The organism is Pseudomonas sp. Root401 (assembly GCF_001425105.1).
Taxonomy (GTDB): Bacteria; Pseudomonadota; Gammaproteobacteria; order Pseudomonadales; family Pseudomonadaceae; genus Aquipseudomonas; species Aquipseudomonas brassicacearum.
Genome location: NZ_LMDO01000004.1, coordinates 64,023 through 78,899 on the forward strand (window position 1 = coordinate 64,023; position 14,877 = coordinate 78,899).

General features: G+C 62.3%; 12 protein-coding genes. 4 read left to right on the forward strand and 8 right to left on the reverse strand.

Going from position 1 to position 14,877, the window contains the following annotated elements; translation table 11 throughout:
• Positions 1-90 precede the first annotated feature (90 nt).
• The 5 genes from ASC85_RS04905 to ASC85_RS04925 all read right to left on the reverse strand — a co-directional run bounded on the left by ASC85_RS04905 (position 91) and on the right by ASC85_RS04925 (position 4,616).
• Positions 91-1,917 (reverse strand): ABC transporter ATP-binding protein, encoded by a 1,827-nt coding sequence (locus ASC85_RS04905; protein ID WP_057448485.1) that lies wholly within the window; start codon positions 1,915-1,917, stop codon positions 91-93.
• A complete protein-coding gene (locus ASC85_RS04910; RefSeq protein ID WP_177343158.1) occupies positions 1,910-2,512 on the reverse strand; it encodes a DsbA family protein in 603 nt (200 codons plus the stop codon). The genes ASC85_RS04905 and ASC85_RS04910 overlap by 8 nt, the downstream gene beginning before the upstream one ends.
• Before the next feature lie 36 nt (positions 2,513-2,548).
• Complete coding sequence (trhO, locus tag ASC85_RS04915) at positions 2,549-3,490, reverse strand: oxygen-dependent tRNA uridine(34) hydroxylase TrhO (protein ID WP_057448487.1); 942 nt, start codon at positions 3,488-3,490, stop codon at positions 2,549-2,551.
• A gap of 295 nt (positions 3,491-3,785) precedes the next feature.
• Positions 3,786-4,085 carry a BolA family protein gene (locus ASC85_RS04920; RefSeq protein ID WP_057448488.1) on the reverse strand — a complete coding sequence of 100 codons (300 nt, stop codon included), beginning with the start codon at positions 4,083-4,085 and terminating at the stop codon, positions 3,786-3,788.
• Positions 4,086-4,097: 12 nt separating this feature from the next.
• Positions 4,098-4,616 (reverse strand): DUF2059 domain-containing protein, encoded by a 519-nt coding sequence (locus tag ASC85_RS04925; protein WP_018602923.1) that lies wholly within the window; start codon positions 4,614-4,616, stop codon positions 4,098-4,100.
• A gap of 202 nt (positions 4,617-4,818) precedes the next feature.
• Here ASC85_RS04925 and ASC85_RS04930 point away from each other — a divergent pair, with 202 nt between their 5' ends.
• Entirely contained in the window at positions 4,819-6,213 is a 1,395-nt protein-coding gene (locus ASC85_RS04930; RefSeq protein ID WP_057448489.1) for a class II fumarate hydratase, read from the forward strand.
• A gap of 54 nt (positions 6,214-6,267) precedes the next feature.
• On the opposite strand, the gene ASC85_RS04935 is transcribed toward ASC85_RS04930, so the two are convergent.
• Positions 6,268-7,230, reverse strand: a complete 963-nt coding sequence (locus tag ASC85_RS04935; protein ID WP_057448564.1) for a DMT family transporter — start codon at positions 7,228-7,230, stop codon at positions 6,268-6,270.
• 190 nt (positions 7,231-7,420) lie between these two features.
• Here ASC85_RS04935 and ASC85_RS04940 point away from each other — a divergent pair, with 190 nt between their 5' ends.
• Positions 7,421-7,618, forward strand: a complete 198-nt coding sequence (locus ASC85_RS04940) for a DUF6316 family protein (RefSeq protein WP_003199200.1) — start codon at positions 7,421-7,423, stop codon at positions 7,616-7,618.
• Between the two features lie 174 nt (positions 7,619-7,792).
• Here the strand turns inward: ASC85_RS04940 and ASC85_RS04945 are convergent, their stop codons facing one another.
• Together ASC85_RS04945 and pap are read right to left on the reverse strand one after the other, a co-directional pair.
• Positions 7,793-8,977: a thiolase family protein gene (locus tag ASC85_RS04945; protein WP_057448490.1), complete on the reverse strand. Its 1,185-nt coding sequence runs from the start codon at positions 8,975-8,977 to the stop codon at positions 7,793-7,795.
• Between the two features lie 103 nt (positions 8,978-9,080).
• Positions 9,081-10,595: a polyphosphate:AMP phosphotransferase gene (pap, locus tag ASC85_RS04950; protein ID WP_057448491.1), complete on the reverse strand. Its 1,515-nt coding sequence runs from the start codon at positions 10,593-10,595 to the stop codon at positions 9,081-9,083.
• A gap of 243 nt (positions 10,596-10,838) precedes the next feature.
• Here pap and mnmC point away from each other — a divergent pair, with 243 nt between their 5' ends.
• Together mnmC and ASC85_RS04960 are read left to right on the forward strand one after the other, a co-directional pair.
• Positions 10,839-12,821: a bifunctional tRNA (5-methylaminomethyl-2-thiouridine)(34)-methyltransferase MnmD/FAD-dependent 5-carboxymethylaminomethyl-2-thiouridine(34) oxidoreductase MnmC gene (gene mnmC, locus ASC85_RS04955; RefSeq protein WP_057448492.1), complete on the forward strand. Its 1,983-nt coding sequence runs from the start codon at positions 10,839-10,841 to the stop codon at positions 12,819-12,821.
• Between the two features lie 281 nt (positions 12,822-13,102).
• Positions 13,103-14,875: an N-acetylglutaminylglutamine amidotransferase gene (locus ASC85_RS04960; RefSeq protein WP_057448493.1), complete on the forward strand. Its 1,773-nt coding sequence runs from the start codon at positions 13,103-13,105 to the stop codon at positions 14,873-14,875.
• The last annotated feature ends 2 nt before the right edge of the window (positions 14,876-14,877 follow it).

Genomic DNA, 14,877 nt, shown 5'->3' on the forward strand with positions numbered 1-14,877 from the left:
ACAGATCGACAGACTTTGCGTGGAATTCAGAAAAATCGGCGTGTTTGCCTGCTTTTTTTCCGATACTAAGCGCAGAAAAACTCGGGAAACTCAAGGCTGCTGAATCTGTTGCAAATGACCATAGAGTCGGGCGTACAGGCCACCTTCGGCAATCAGTTGCAAATGGTCTCCGTCTTCGGCGATTTGCCCACCGTCGAACACCAATACCCGATCGGCCTGCTTCACCGCCGAGAGCCGGTGGGCGATGATCAGCGTGGTGCGTGCGCTCAAAAAGCGCGCCAGTGCCTGGTGAAGGTTGTACTCGGTGGCAGCGTCCAGTGCCGAAGTGGCTTCGTCGAGAATCACCACCCGTGGGTCGGCCAGTACCATGCGGGCGATGGCCAGCCGTTGACGCTGCCCGCCCGACAGCCGCACCCCGGAACGTCCAACGACGCTCTCCAGGCCCTGGGGCAGCGCCCGTACGGTAGCATCGAGCTGGGCGATTTCAAGTGCCCGCCAGCAGTCGTCGTCACTGCACTCTCGGCCCATGGCGAGGTTGGCCCGTACCGAGTCGTTGAACAGCGCCGGATGTTGCAACACCACTGCAACATTCTCCCGGATGGTCTCCAGGCCGATCTCCTGTTGCGTGGCGCCACCAAAACGAATGCTGCCCGATTGTGGCGTGTACAGCCCCAGTAACAACTGCACCAGGGTGCTCTTGCCGCCGCCGCTGGCCCCGACGATAGCGACTTTCTCGCCCGGCGAGATGGACAGGTTCAACTGGTTGAGCACCAGCTCCTCGCCGTAGCCGAAACTCAACCCCTGGATCTCGATGCCCACCGTGTCACGGCCCTTGAACGGATCGACGACGCCCGTGTACTGGGGCTCGTCGGCCCGGGCCAGCAGTTCATTGATCCGGTTCAAGGCACCGCCAGCGGCGTAATAGGCGTACTGCAGGTTCAACAGTTGCTCGACCGGACCGATCATGAACCAGAGGTAGCTGAACACCGCCAGCATCTGGCCGATGGACAGGTCGGAAAACACCACGGTGAGCATCGCCGCCGCGCGGAAAATATCGATGCCGAACTGGAACAGCAAACCACTGGCGCGGTTCGAGGCGTCGGTTTTCCACTGCGAACTCACGGCGTAATCACGCACCTCCTTGGCGCGCATTCCCAAGCGGCCAAGGAAATAACCCTGGCGGTTACCGGCGCGCACTTCCTGGATGGCATCCAGGGTTTCGGTCAAGGCCTGGGTGAAGCGCGAGGTGCTGTCGTTCTCCAGTTTCTTGAGGTGCTTGACCCGCTTGCCCAACTGCACCGTGGCGTAGATCACCAGCGGGTTGAACAGCAGGATCAGCAGCGCCAGCTCCCAGTGCATCCACACCAGGATCCCGGCGGTGCCCACCAGGGTCAACATCGCCACCAGGAAACGGCTGAGGGTTTCGCCAATGAATTTGTCCAGGGTGTCGAGGTCGGTGACCAGGTGGGCCGCCACGGTGCCACTGCCCAGGCTTTCGTATTCGCCCAGGGAAATTCGCTTGAGACGTTCGATCAAGCGGATGCGAATGCGATAGACGATGTCCTTGGCCAAGCGGGCGAACAAGCGCGCCTGCACCACGTTGAACAGCAATGCGCCACAGCGCAGGGCCAGGGTTACCAGCAACATCAGCCCGATGTAGCCGGCCGCGCGCTGCCAGCCTATGGGCAGCGCCTGGTTCATGACTTTCAGGGCCGCATCGCCATGCCCCAGCAGGACTTCATCCACCAGTAACGGCAACAGCAACGGGATCGGTACGCTGCACAGCGTCGCCAGCACGGCCACGCCGTTAGCAATCCACAGGGCTTTTTTATGCTTGAGGGCCAGACGACGGATTTCGGCCCAACTCAACCGGTCGATGCGCTGCGAGGCCGATGTATCTGGTGGCCGGTCAGGCACAGGTCGCGCGCTCCAGCCAGCGGCCAAGCAAAGGCGACAGTTGGCTGAGGGGCTGGTAACCGTTGGTCAGCAAGGCCAACTGGCCATCACGCTCGGCCAACAGTGTGGGGAACCCGGCAATACCCAAGTCCTGTACCCAGGTGAAATCCGCAGCGGTGGCCGCATGTTGGTCGGCGCGGTCGAAGGCCGCGGCGAATTCGATGCGTGGCAACCCGGCCTGTTCGGCCAGTTCCACCAGCACGCTGGCATGGGTCACGTCGCGGCCTTGCACATAAAAAGCCTGCTGGATCAGCTTCACCAACTTCCAGGCCAGGTCCGGGGCCAGGCTGCGAGCCGTGACCAGTGCCCGGCAGGCAGGCTCGGTGTCGTAGACGAAACCGTCCGGCAATGCGCCTTCAAGCTTGAAGGGCTGGCCGGTGGTCTGGGTAACGGCCTGCCAGTGTTCAAGAATGTAGCGCCGGGTGGTCGGCTCCAGCGCCGAACCGCTGCCGGTGCGCAAACCGCCCACCACCAGGTGCAACTCCACCCCCGCGGCATGCGCCTGCTCTACCAACGCCTCGGCCACCGGCGCAAAGCCCCAGCACCAGGAACACATCGGGTCCATCACATAGAGCAGGCGCGACGCCATGGTTCAAGCCTCGGAAGATGTTTGCTTGTAGTTGTAGCCGATCGGATGCGGCATGTTGCGAGCCTTAGCCAACTCGATCTGCTTCTGCCGATCGATGGCGCTGCGACGGGTTTTCTCGCTCAGTTTATCCCAGCAGTGCGGGCAACTGATGCCAGGCACATAGTGCTCCGAGGCGCGGTCTTCTACGCTTACCGGGGTACGACAAGCATGACATTGATCGTAGTCCCCTTCGCTGAGGTCGTGGCGAACGGTCACGCGGTTGTCGAACACGAAGCAGTCACCGCGCCACTTGGTTTCTTCCTGGGGGACCTCTTCGAGGTATTTCAGGATGCCGCCCTTGAGGTGATAAACCTCGTCGAAACCCTGGCCGAGCATGTAGCTGGAGGCCTTTTCACAACGAATGCCGCCAGTGCAGAACATCGCGACTTTCTTGTGCCTGGCCGGGTCGAAGTTGGCCTTGATGTACTCAGGGAATTCACGAAAGCTGGTGGTCTTGGGGTCGATGGCGCCCTCGAAGGTGCCGATGGACACTTCGTAATCGTTACGGGTGTCGATCAACAACACTTCCGGATCGCTGATCAGCGCGTTCCAGTCCTGCGGTTCGACATAGGTGCCGACCTGCTTGTTAGGGTCCACGCCTTCGACGCCGAGGGTGACGATTTCTTTCTTGAGCTTGACCTTGGTGCGGTAGAACGGCTGCTCATCGCAGTACGACTCTTTATGGTCGATGTCGATCATGCGTGGATCGTTCTTGAGCCAGGCCAGCAGGCCGTCGATGCCTTCGCGAGTGCCGGAGACCGTGCCGTTGATGCCTTCTTCGGCGATCAGCAACGTGCCTTTGATGCTGTTGTCGAGCATGGCCTTGAGCAAGGGCTCACGCAGCTCGACGTAATCTTCAAGGGTGACGAACTTATACAGTGCCGCCACGACAATGGGTTGTGTCATGGGTGTTTCTCCAGGTGGCTACCCTCGTAAAGGGTGAACCGGATGCGAAAAAAAACGCGCCCGGGAAGGCGCGTTGCGGATTCTAACAAAAACAATGTGGCTTTAGGAGCAAAGTGCCCTGGAGCGAAGCGCTTATCGTGGCGAGGGAGCTTGCTCCCGGCTGCTCTGTAGGAGCTGGCGAAGCCTGCGATCTTTTAATCTTTCGCTTGAGATTCAAGTGTAAGGAGAAGATCGCAGCCTCGTTGCACTCGACAGCTCCTACAGCCCGCCACAAAAAGCCTCATCGCCCTATCGATCAGTGCTTGCTGCCACCGGCACACGTCGGCGAAGCCGGGGCCGCTTCGATCTGCGCCCATTCTTCGGGGGTATAGGTGTGCAGCGCCAACGCATGGAACTCACCCATCAGCTCGCCCAGCGTGCCGTAGACCTTCTGGTGACGCTTGACGCGATTGAGCCCTTCGAACTGCTGGCTGACCACCACGGCCTTGAAGTGGGTCTGCAGGCCACGGCTGTGCATGTGGCTTTCATCCAGCACTTGCAAGTGCTCGGGCTGCAGGAGCCCGAGTGTCGATTCGATGCGTTGTTGCATGCTCATACCGGGCTCCGCTTACGGCTTTTTCTTGGCTGGGGCGGCTTTTGGCTCGAGCTCGGCCGTCATGTCCGCAAGCAGTTTGTTGACCACCGGGACCGCGCTTTCAAGCTTGGCCTGGGTCAGTTGGGCCGATTGCTGGGTCAACTGCGGCATTTTCTCGAGGACTTTCTTGCCCAATGGCGATTGGTAGAAAGCGACCAGGTCCTTGAGCTCCGATTCGCTGAAGTTGCTGGTGTAGAGCTTGACCATGTCCGGCTTGAGCTTGTTCCAGCCGATGGCTTGGTCCAGCGCGGCATTGGCTTTGGCCTGGTAGGTTTCCAGGGTGGCTTTTTTCGACTCAGGGGCCTTGGTCTGTTCAAAGCGCTGGGCAAACATCTGCTGCACTTGCATGTATACCGGAGTGCCCAGTTTGTCAGCGTGCGCCAGGGTCAGGAACGCTTCGGCGCTGGCGTTGTGGCTGGCGGTATCGGCGAAAACAGGGCCGCTGGCACACACCAGAGCAACTGCGGTACAGATGGCACGAAGACGGGTCATCGAGTTTCCTTTCATTACAGGCGAGGTAAAACCCCAAGGGCGACCATTCTGCGCCTAAAAAACGCTGGGCCTCAACCCCGATGCTTGCCAGGTCCGATTGACGGGCCGAACCCGCCGTCCCTGGATTGAAGGATGATTGAGGGAACCGGTGCCGCCCATCTGGGCCTAAACTGCGCATTCAGCCCTTAAGGAGTTTGACCCGATGAGCCGTATCGAAACCGACAGCCTTGGCCAGGTTGAAGTCCCGGACGACGCCTACTGGGGCGCCCAGACGCAGCGTTCCATGATCAACTTCGCCATTGGCAACGAACGCATGCCGCTGTCGGTGCTGCATGCCCTGGCACTGATCAAGAAAGCCGCCGCGCGGGTCAATGATCGCAATGGCGATCTCCCCGCCGATATCGCCCGCCTGATCGAACAGGCTGCCGACGAAGTGCTGGCCGGCCAGCATGACGACCAGTTTCCACTGGTGGTCTGGCAGACCGGCAGCGGAACCCAGAGCAACATGAACGTCAACGAGGTGATCGCCGGGCGCGCCAACGAACTGGCCGGCAACCCCCGCGGCGGCAAGAGCCCCGTGCACCCCAACGACCACGTCAACCGTTCGCAGAGCTCCAACGACTGCTTCCCCACCGCGATGCACATTGCCGCCGCCCAGGCTGTCCACCAGCAATTGCTCCCAGCCATCAGTGAGCTGTCCGGCGGCCTGGCGGAACTGGCGGCGCGCCACATGAAACTGGTCAAGACCGGCCGTACCCACATGATGGATGCCACGCCAATCACCTTTGGCCAGGAACTGTCGGCATTCATTGCCCAACTCGATTACGCCGAACGGGCGATCCGCGCCGCGCTACCGGCGGTCTGCGAACTGGCCCAGGGCGGCACGGCGGTCGGCACCGGGCTCAATTCACCCCATGGTTTCGGCGAAGCGATTGCCGCTGAACTGGCGGCGCTGTCGGGCCTGCCGTTCGTCACCGCGCCGAACAAGTTTGCCGCGCTGGCCGGACATGAACCTCTGACGTCCCTGTCCGGCGCACTGAAAACCCTCGCCGTGACCTTGATGAAGATTGCCAACGACCTGCGCCTGCTGGGCTCCGGCCCCCGGGCCGGGTTCGCCGAGGTGAAACTGCCGGCCAACGAACCGGGCAGTTCCATCATGCCCGGCAAGGTCAACCCGACCCAGTGCGAGGCCTTGTCGATGCTGGCCTGCCAGGTCATGGGCAACGACGTGACCGTCGGTTTTGCCGCCAGCCAGGGGCATTTGCAGCTGAACGTGTTCAAACCGGTGATCATCCACAACCTGCTGCAATCGATTCGCCTGCTGGCCGATGGCTGCAGCAACTTCCAGCAGCACTGCATCGCCGGGCTCGAGCCGGATGCCGAGCAGATGGCCGCGCACCTGGAGCGTGGGTTGATGCTGGTGACCGCGCTGAACCCGCACATCGGCTACGACAAGTCGGCGGAAATCGCCAAGAAAGCCTACGGCGAAGGGTTGACCCTGCGTGAGGCGGCGCTGCAACTGGGGTACCTGACCGATGAAGAGTTCGATGCCTGGGTGCGGCCGGAAAATATGCTGGAGGCCGGTAGCCAGGGCTGAGTCTTGCGTTGATCGATAGGCCGCTATCGCGAGCAAGCTCGCTCCCACAGCGGGCTAACGCCCGACAGCCAAACGCTCGCGCCGGGCCCTGAGCCCGGCGATCAGCGACGGGCCCAGGGCAACCAGCGCCGACCCCAGCACCACCAGCACCGCCCCGCCATACCCCAGCAGATTGATCTGCTCGGCATGGACATAATCAGGCCACCACCAAGCCGCCATCGCCACTGCGGCGAACGTCACCAGCGGCGTGATCGCCAGCGTCGCGCTGACCCGCGACGCCTCCCAATGAGCCAAGGCTTCGGCAAACGCGCCATAGGCAATCAGCGTGTTGAGGCAGCATGCGAGCAACAGCCAGCCTTGCAACGGGCTCAATTGCAGCGCCTCCAACGGATGCACCCAGGGCGTGAGCAGCAACGCGCAGAACAGGTAGATCACCATCATCACCTGCAACGAATTCCACACCGTCAACAATTGCTTCTGGCCCAGGGCATAAAACGTCCAGACCGTCGACGCCAGCAACACCATCAGCACGCCGGCGGTGTAGTCGCTCAGGGACGTCAGCAACTCGCCCAGGCGCTGGTTGAAGAACAGCGCGAAACCGATCAGCAACACCAGCAGGCCGATGCCCTGCCCCACACTGAACCGCTCCTTGAACACGAACAGGCTGGCGACCAGCAACATGATCGGCCCCATCTGCACCACCAATTGCGCGGTGCCGGGGCTCAAGCGATTCAGGCCCATCAGGTACAACACGTAGTTGCCCACCAGCCCGAGCACTGCCATCGCCACCAGCCAGCCGCCGCGTGGGCCAAGGACCTTGCGACTAGGCAAGCGCCGGGTGGCGGCCAAATAGATGAACAGCAAACCGCCGGACACCAGCAAGCGAAACCAGGTCACGGTGACCGGGTCCATCACTTGCAGCACTTGCTTGAGCTTGATCGGCAGGATTCCCCAGAGCAGGGCAGTCAACAGGGCGAGGAACAGGCCGTAGACCCAGCGACCGGACGATATGTGCATGCAACCCTCGAAGCCCAAGACAAAGGACATCCATTCTAGGCGTCTATTGCGTCACGACACAGGGACAGTTGGGCAGAGGCCGCCCATGGGATTGTATGGGTCGTAGCCGTCGATCGGCTGGACAGGCGGGAATCTGGGACAACACATATGCTCATTTGAAACAGACCTCGCTGCACTCTGGAGACCCGACATGCTTGGAAAACGCGCCTTGGATCCCGCCCCTACGACTATTTTTCGCAGTGACCGGATCTGCCGGGTTAACGGCGAGTTTTATTTCAATACACGTGAGGGCACCCAAGAGGGTCCGTTCGCCACCCGCGAAGCGGCAGAAGTGGAGATAGAAGCGTATATCCAGCGGATGCAGCAGTTGACTCAGGTTGCCAGCTAAGCATTGTTCATCGACAGCCCCGTAGGAGCTGTCGAGTGCAACGAGGCTGCGATCTTTCCAAAGACACTTGAATCCCAAGCGAAAGATCAAAAGATCGCAGGCTTCGCCAGCTCCTACAGAGCCAAGCGGGAGCAATCTCTGGCCACAAAAGCCTCTGACGCCATAAGCTCGTGGTTACCTCACCGCCTCAAACAACCCCGTAGCCCCCATCCCGCCGCCCACGCACATGGTCACGACGCCGTAGCGCAGGTTGCGTCGTTGCAGCTCGCGCACCAGATGCCCCACTTGCCGCGAGCCGGTCATGCCGAACGGATGGCCGATGGAGATCGAGCCGCCGTTGACGTTGTATTTCTCAGGATCGATTTCCAGTCGGTTGCGGCTGTACAGGCACTGGGAAGCAAAGGCCTCGTTGAGTTCCCACAGATCGATATCGGCGATCTGCAAGCCCTTCGCCTTGAGCAACTTGGGCACTGAAAACACCGGGCCGATGCCCATCTCGTCCGGCTCGCAACCGGCCACGGTGAAGCCGCGAAAAAACGCCTTGGGCTTGAGCCCCAGCGCCAGGGCTTTTTCCAGGCTCATCACCAAGGTCATCGAGGCCCCGTCGGACAACTGCGACGAGTTGCCCGCCGTCACCGAACCGTCTTCGGCAAACACCGGTTTCAGGCCGGCCAGGCTTTCGTACGTGGTGTCAGGGCGGTTGCAATCGTCGCGATCGACCACACCGTCGAGGACCTGCACAGCGCCAGTGTTCTTGTCCTCGACCCGGTACTTGACCGCCATCGGGATGATTTCGTCATCGAACAACCCCGCCGCCTGGGCCTTGGCGGTGCGTTGCTGGCTTTGCAAGGCGTAGCGGTCCTGCTCCTCACGGCTGACCTGGTAACGACGGGCAACGATCTCGGCCGTCTGGCCCATGGGGAAATAGATCCCGGGCACCTGTTCCTTGAGCAGCGGGTTGATCAGGTTGTCAGTGTTGACGCTTTTCATCGTCAGGCTGATGGATTCCACGCCGCCCGCCACAATGATGTCGCTGCAACCGGAAGCGATCTGGTTGGCGGCGATGGCAATGGCTTGCAGGCCCGAGGAGCAGAAACGGTTGAGGGTCATGCCGGCGGTGCCGGTGCCCAATTGCGAGAGCACCGCCACGTTACGCCCGATGTTGTAGCCCTGGGCACCTTCATTGGAGCCGGCCCCGACGATGCAGTCCTCGACACTGGCCGGGTTGATGTCGTTGCGCGCCAGCAAGGCATCGACACAATGGGCCGCCATGTCATCCGGACGGGTCATGTTGAACTTGCCGCGAAAGGACTTGGCCAGGCCGGTCCGTACGCTGTCGACGATCACCACTTCACGCATGGCTGTACCTCATTGTTGTAGTCGGTTGAGAGTGGATCGAGCATAAATCCACTGCATAACCGACCGCGACAATCATTCACCCCGCGTATGCGTGCCCATCGGGCTAGCGCTTCTTCTTGCGAGCCTGTTTTGCGCTGCGCTCGAAAGCCGCCTCCAGCGCCTGGTTGAGGGTGCGCAACACCTTGACCCGCGCCCAGCGCTTGTCGTTGGCTTCCACCAATGTCCAAGGAGAAATCTCGGTGCTGGTGCGGTCGACCATGTCGCACACGGCCGCGCGGTAAGCGCCCCACTTGTCGCGGTTGCGCCAATCATCCTCGGTGATCTTGAAGCGCTTGAACGGAATGTCCTCGCGCTCCTGGAAACGCTCCAGCTGGGTTTCCTTGTCGATGGCCAGCCAGAACTTGACCACCACCAAGCCGGCATCGGCGACCTGCTCCTCGAAGTCGTTGATTTCTCCGTAGGCCCGCAGCCAGTCGGCCTGGCTGCAAAACCCTTCGACCCGCTCCACCAACACCCGGCCGTACCAGGAGCGGTCGAACATGGTGAACTTGCCTCGCGCGGGAATATGCCGCCAGAAGCGCCACATGTAGGGGTGGGCGCGCTCTTCTTCAGTGGGCGCGGCAATCGGCACGATGCTGTATTGGCGCGGGTCCAGGGCCGCCGCAACCCGTCGGATCGCCCCGCCCTTGCCTGCCGCGTCATTGCCTTCGAACACCGCCACCAAGGCATGCTGGCGCATGCGTTTATCCCGCAGCAGGCCGGCGAACCGGGCCTGCTCGGTGATCAGTTGTTCTTCGTAGTCGGCCTTGTCCAGGCGCCGGGTCATGTCCAGGCTGTCGAGCAGCGTGATCTGGCCGTCCAGCGCAGGCAACGGCGCCACGTTGACCTTTTGCGGCCTGATCTTCGACCGGTCCAGGGCCTGGCGCAAGCCGTCGAGCAGGATCCGCCCGACGGTGAGGCTGCGATAACAGCTGTCCATGCCTTCGATTACATGCCAAGGCGCGTAATCGCGACTGGTGCGGCGCAACACACGCTCGCCGTATTTGACGAACTTGTCGTAGGTCTGGGACTGCTGCCAGTCCAGCGGGCTGATGCGCCAGCTGTGCAACGGGTCATCCTTGAGCCCCTTGAGCCGGGCCTTCATTTGTTTCTTGGACAGGTGGAACCAGAATTTGAAAATCAGCGCGCCTTCATCGCAAAGCATTTTCTCCAGGCGCTCGGCACCGGCAATCGCCTGGTCGAGCCGCGGGTCCTTGATCTCGCCATGGACCCGGCCCTGCAGCATCTGGCTGTACCAGTTGCCGAAGAAAATCCCCATGCGCCCCTTGGCCGGCAGCATCCGCCAGTAGCGCCAGGCCGGAGGCCGCGCCAGTTCCTCGTCGGTCTGTTGGTCGAAGGTGCGCACCTCGATCAGCCGCGGGTCCATCCACTCGTTGAGCAATTTCACCGTCTCGCCCTTGCCCGCACCTTCGATGCCGTTGATCAGCACGATGACCGGAAACCGGCCCTGCTGCTGCAACTCGAATTGCGCCTCCAGCAGCGCTTCACGCAGGGCCGGCACCTCGGCCTCAAAGGTGTCTTTATCGATGACATGACCGATTTCAGCGGATTCAAACATGGGCAGCTCCTTCCGGGGATGGGCCAAGACTAGCGGATTGGACGCGGCCCGTGTGATTGTGTGTAGGAGCTGCCGAGCGAAGCGAGGCTGCGATCTTTTGATCTTGACCGTTCGCTTTCGACTCAATTGTTTGGGACAAGATCGCAGCCTCGTTGCACTCGACAGCTCCTACAGATGCGTATGCACCGGAGCAATTGGCGATCGATCGGCTAGAATGGCCCCTCAGTTTTGACCGAGCCAGCCATGACGCCCATCCAGCAACACGCCCAACTCGACTGGGATGATCAGGGTCGCCCGCGTTCGCGGGTGTTCGACGATGTGTATTTTTCCGACCAGTCGGGGCTGGAAGAAACCCGTTATGTGTTCCTTGAGCAGAACAACCTGGCCGAGCGTTTCGCGGCCCTGGCCGATGACGGGCGGCTGGTGATCGGCGAAACCGGATTTGGCACCGGCTTGAATTTCCTCTGCGCCTGGCAACTGTTCGAACAGTGCGCACCGGCAGGCGCCCGGCTGCATTTCGTCAGTGTCGAGAAGTACCCCTTGAGCCCCGAAGACCTGCGCCGGGCCTTGGCCTTGTGGCCGCAACTGAGCCTTCAGGCGGAGCAATTGCTTGAGCAGTACGTGGCGATCCACCAGGGTTTCCAGCGCCTGGTCCTGGCGAACGGACGGGTGACGCTAACCCTGTTGATCGGTGATGCCCTGGAGCAGTTGCCGCAGCTGGACGGGCAGATCGACGCCTGGTTCCTCGACGGCTTCGCGCCGGCCAGGAATCCCGAGATGTGGACCGCCGAGCTGTTCGCCGAACTGGCCCGGCTGGCCGCACCCGACGCCACCCTCAGCACCTTCACCAGCACCGGCTGGGTTCGGCGGTTGTTGAACGCGGCGGGCTTCAAGATGAAGCGCACGCCGGGCATCGGCCATAAGTGGGAAATCCTGCGCGGTGTGTTTCTCGGCTGGCCGGAGCAGACACCGGCGCCGTCCCCGGCAAAACCTTGGTACGCCCGCCCCACCGCGCTGACCGGCGAACGCCGGGCACTGGTGATCGGCGGCGGCCTGGCCGGTTGTGCCAGCGCTGCCAGCCTCGCCGCGCGTGGCTGGCAGGTGACGCTGCTGGAGCGTCATGCCGGGTTGGCCGAGGAAGCTTCCGGCAACCCCCAGGGCGTGCTGTACCTCAAGCTGTCGGCCCACGGCACGGCGTTGTCGCAGATGATCCTCAGCGGCTTCGGTTACACCCGACGCGTGCTGGAGCAGTTGCAACGCGGCGTTGACTGGGACGCCTGCGGCGTCTTGCAACTGGCCTTCAACAGCAAGGAGGCCGAGCGTCAGGCGCAACTGACCGAAGCGTTCCCAAGGGATTTGCTGCACCCCCTCGATCAGTCCGAGGCGCAGGTGCGGTCCGGCATCGGCCTGGCCTGTGGTGGTCTGTTTTATCCCGAAGGCGGTTGGGTGCATCCGCCGGCGTTGTGTCGCTGGCAGGCATCGGGGTCGGCGATTGATGTGCAGCCCCATCATGAAGTGCTGCAACTGCGCCGCGTGGACGGCCAGTGGCAGGCGTGGGACGGCGAACGTTGCCTGGCCAGCGCGCCGGTGGCGATCCTCGCCAGCGCCGCCGAGATCAAACGTTTCGAACCGGCCGCCGACTTGCCGCTCAAGCGCATTCGTGGGCAAATCACCCGGTTGCCACAAACCACCCGCAGCCAGAGCCTGACCACCGTGGTTTGTGCCGAAGGTTATGTGGTCCCGCCGCGGCTGGGCGAGCACACCCTGGGCGCCAGTTTCGATTTCAACAGTGACGACCTGACGCCCACCGCCGCCGAGCACGCCGGCAACCTGCAGATGCTCGAAGAAATCTCCCAAGACCTGGTGGACCGCCTGAACGCCGGCAGCCTGGCCCCGGAACGCCTCGAAGGTCGCGCGGCGTTCCGTTGCACCAGCCCGGATTACCTGCCGATTGTCGGCCCATTGGCGGACCGCCAGGCCTTTACCGAGACCTATGCGGCCCTGGGCAAGGACGCCCGCCAGGTGCCAGACGCTCCCTGCCCGTGGCTCGATGGCCTGTACATCAACAGCGGCCACGGCTCCCGCGGCCTGATCACCGCCCCGCTGTCGGGCGAACTGATCGCCGCCTGGCTGGACAACGAACCCCTGCCACTGCCTCGCAGCGTGGCCGAGGCCTGCCATCCGAACCGGTTCGCGTTGCGGGCATTGATTCGAGGCAAGGCCTAACACAGTGCACTAGTGCACTGGCCCACCACAATTGCTGTGGGAGCGAGCCTGCTCGCGATTGCAGTGTGTCAGTCGCTTAGATGCCAACTGACCTACCGCTATCGCGAGCAGGCTCGCTCCCACAAGGAACCCTGCAACATCCGACCAAACGGGGCCCACCCCGCCGGCTTATAACGCATCGATCTAAAACTCACAGCAATCCCTCCGGTCAGTTTCAGGGTACCCGCCCTTTTGGCGGGTGCGGCTTGACCCCTCCCCAACGGAAAAACCGGTAAGGACTTATGTGCGGATTAGCTGGAGAGTTACGTTTCGATCAACAACCTGCGGACCTTGCGGCCGTAGAGCGAATCACCCATCACCTGGCCCCTCGTGGCCCCGACGCCTGGGGCTTTCATAGCCAAGGGCCAATTGCCCTGGGCCATCGGCGCCTGAAAATCATGGACCTGTCGGACGGCTCGGCCCAGCCGATGATCGACAATCAGCTAGGCCTGTCCCTGGCCTTCAACGGCGCGATCTACAACTACCCGGAACTGCGCAGCGAGCTCGAAGGCCTGGGCTACACCTTCTATTCCGGTGGCGACACCGAAGTGCTGCTCAAGGGCTACCACGCCTGGGGCGAAGCGCTGCTGCCCAAGCTCAACGGCATGTTCGCCTTCGCCATCTGGGAACGCGACGCCAAGCGCCTGTTCATCGCCCGCGACCGCCTCGGCGTGAAGCCGCTGTACCTGTCGCGCACCGGCCAACGGCTACGTTTCGCCTCGGCGTTGCCGGCGCTGCTCAAGGGCGGCGATATCAACCCGATGCTCGACCCGGTGGCTCTCAACCATTACCTGAATTTCCACGCGGTGGTCCCGGCGCCCCGTACCTTGCTGGCGGGTGTTGAAAAACTGCCGCCCGCCACCTGGATGCGCATCGAAGCCGACGGCAGCACCGAACAGAAAACCTGGTGGACCCTGCCCTACGGCCCACGGGCCGACGAACAGCACCTGAACCTGGAAGACTGGATCGACCGCGTGCTCGACAGCACCCGTGAAGCGGTCGCCATTCGCCAACGTGCTGCCGTGGATGTTGGCGTGCTGCTTTCCGGTGGCGTGGATTCGAGCATGCTCGTGGGCTTGCTGCGGGAAGTCGGCGTGGAAGACCTGTCGACCTTCTCTATCGGTTTCCAGGATGCCGGCGGCGAGCGCGGTGACGAGTTCCAGTATTCGGATCTGATCGCCAAGCACTACGGCACCCGCCACCACCAACTGCGCATCGACGAGAAAGAGATCATCGAGCAACTGCCGGCAGCGTTCCGTGCCATGAGCGAGCCGATGGTCAGCCACGACTGCATCGCCTTCTACCTGCTGTCGCGGGAAGTGGCCAAGCACTGCAAAGTGGTGCAAAGCGGCCAGGGTGCCGACGAGCTGTTTGCCGGTTACCACTGGTACCCGCAAGTCGATGGCGCCAGCGATCCCTACGCGGCCTATCGCGCCGCGTTCTTCGACCGCAGCTACGAAGAATATGCCGCCACCGTGCAGCCCAAATGGCTGCTGGCCAACGACGCGGCCGGTGACTTCGTCAAAGAACATTTCGCCCAACCCGGCGCCGATGCCGCGGTGGACAAGGCCCTGCGCCTGGACAGCACGGTGATGTTGGTGGATGACCCGGTCAAGCGCGTCGACAACATGACCATGGCCTGGGGCCTGGAAGCGCGCACGCCGTTCCTGGACTACCGGTTGGTGGAACTCTCGGCCCGAGTCCCGGCGAAGTTCAAGCTGCCCGATGGCGGCAAGCAGGTGCTCAAGGAAGCCGCCCGGCGGGTGATCCCCGGCGAGGTGATCGACCGCAAGAAAGGCTATTTCCCGGTGCCAGGCCTCAAGCACCTGGAAGGCAATACGCTGGCCTGGGTTCGCGAGCTGCTGCTGGATCCGAGCCAGGACCGCGGCTTGTTCAACCCGGCCATGCTCGACCGCCTGCTGACCGACCCCAACGGCCAGCTCACGCCGTTGCGCGGCTCGCGACTGTGGCAACTGGCGGCGCTGAACCTGTGGCTCAGCGAGCAAGGAATCTGATC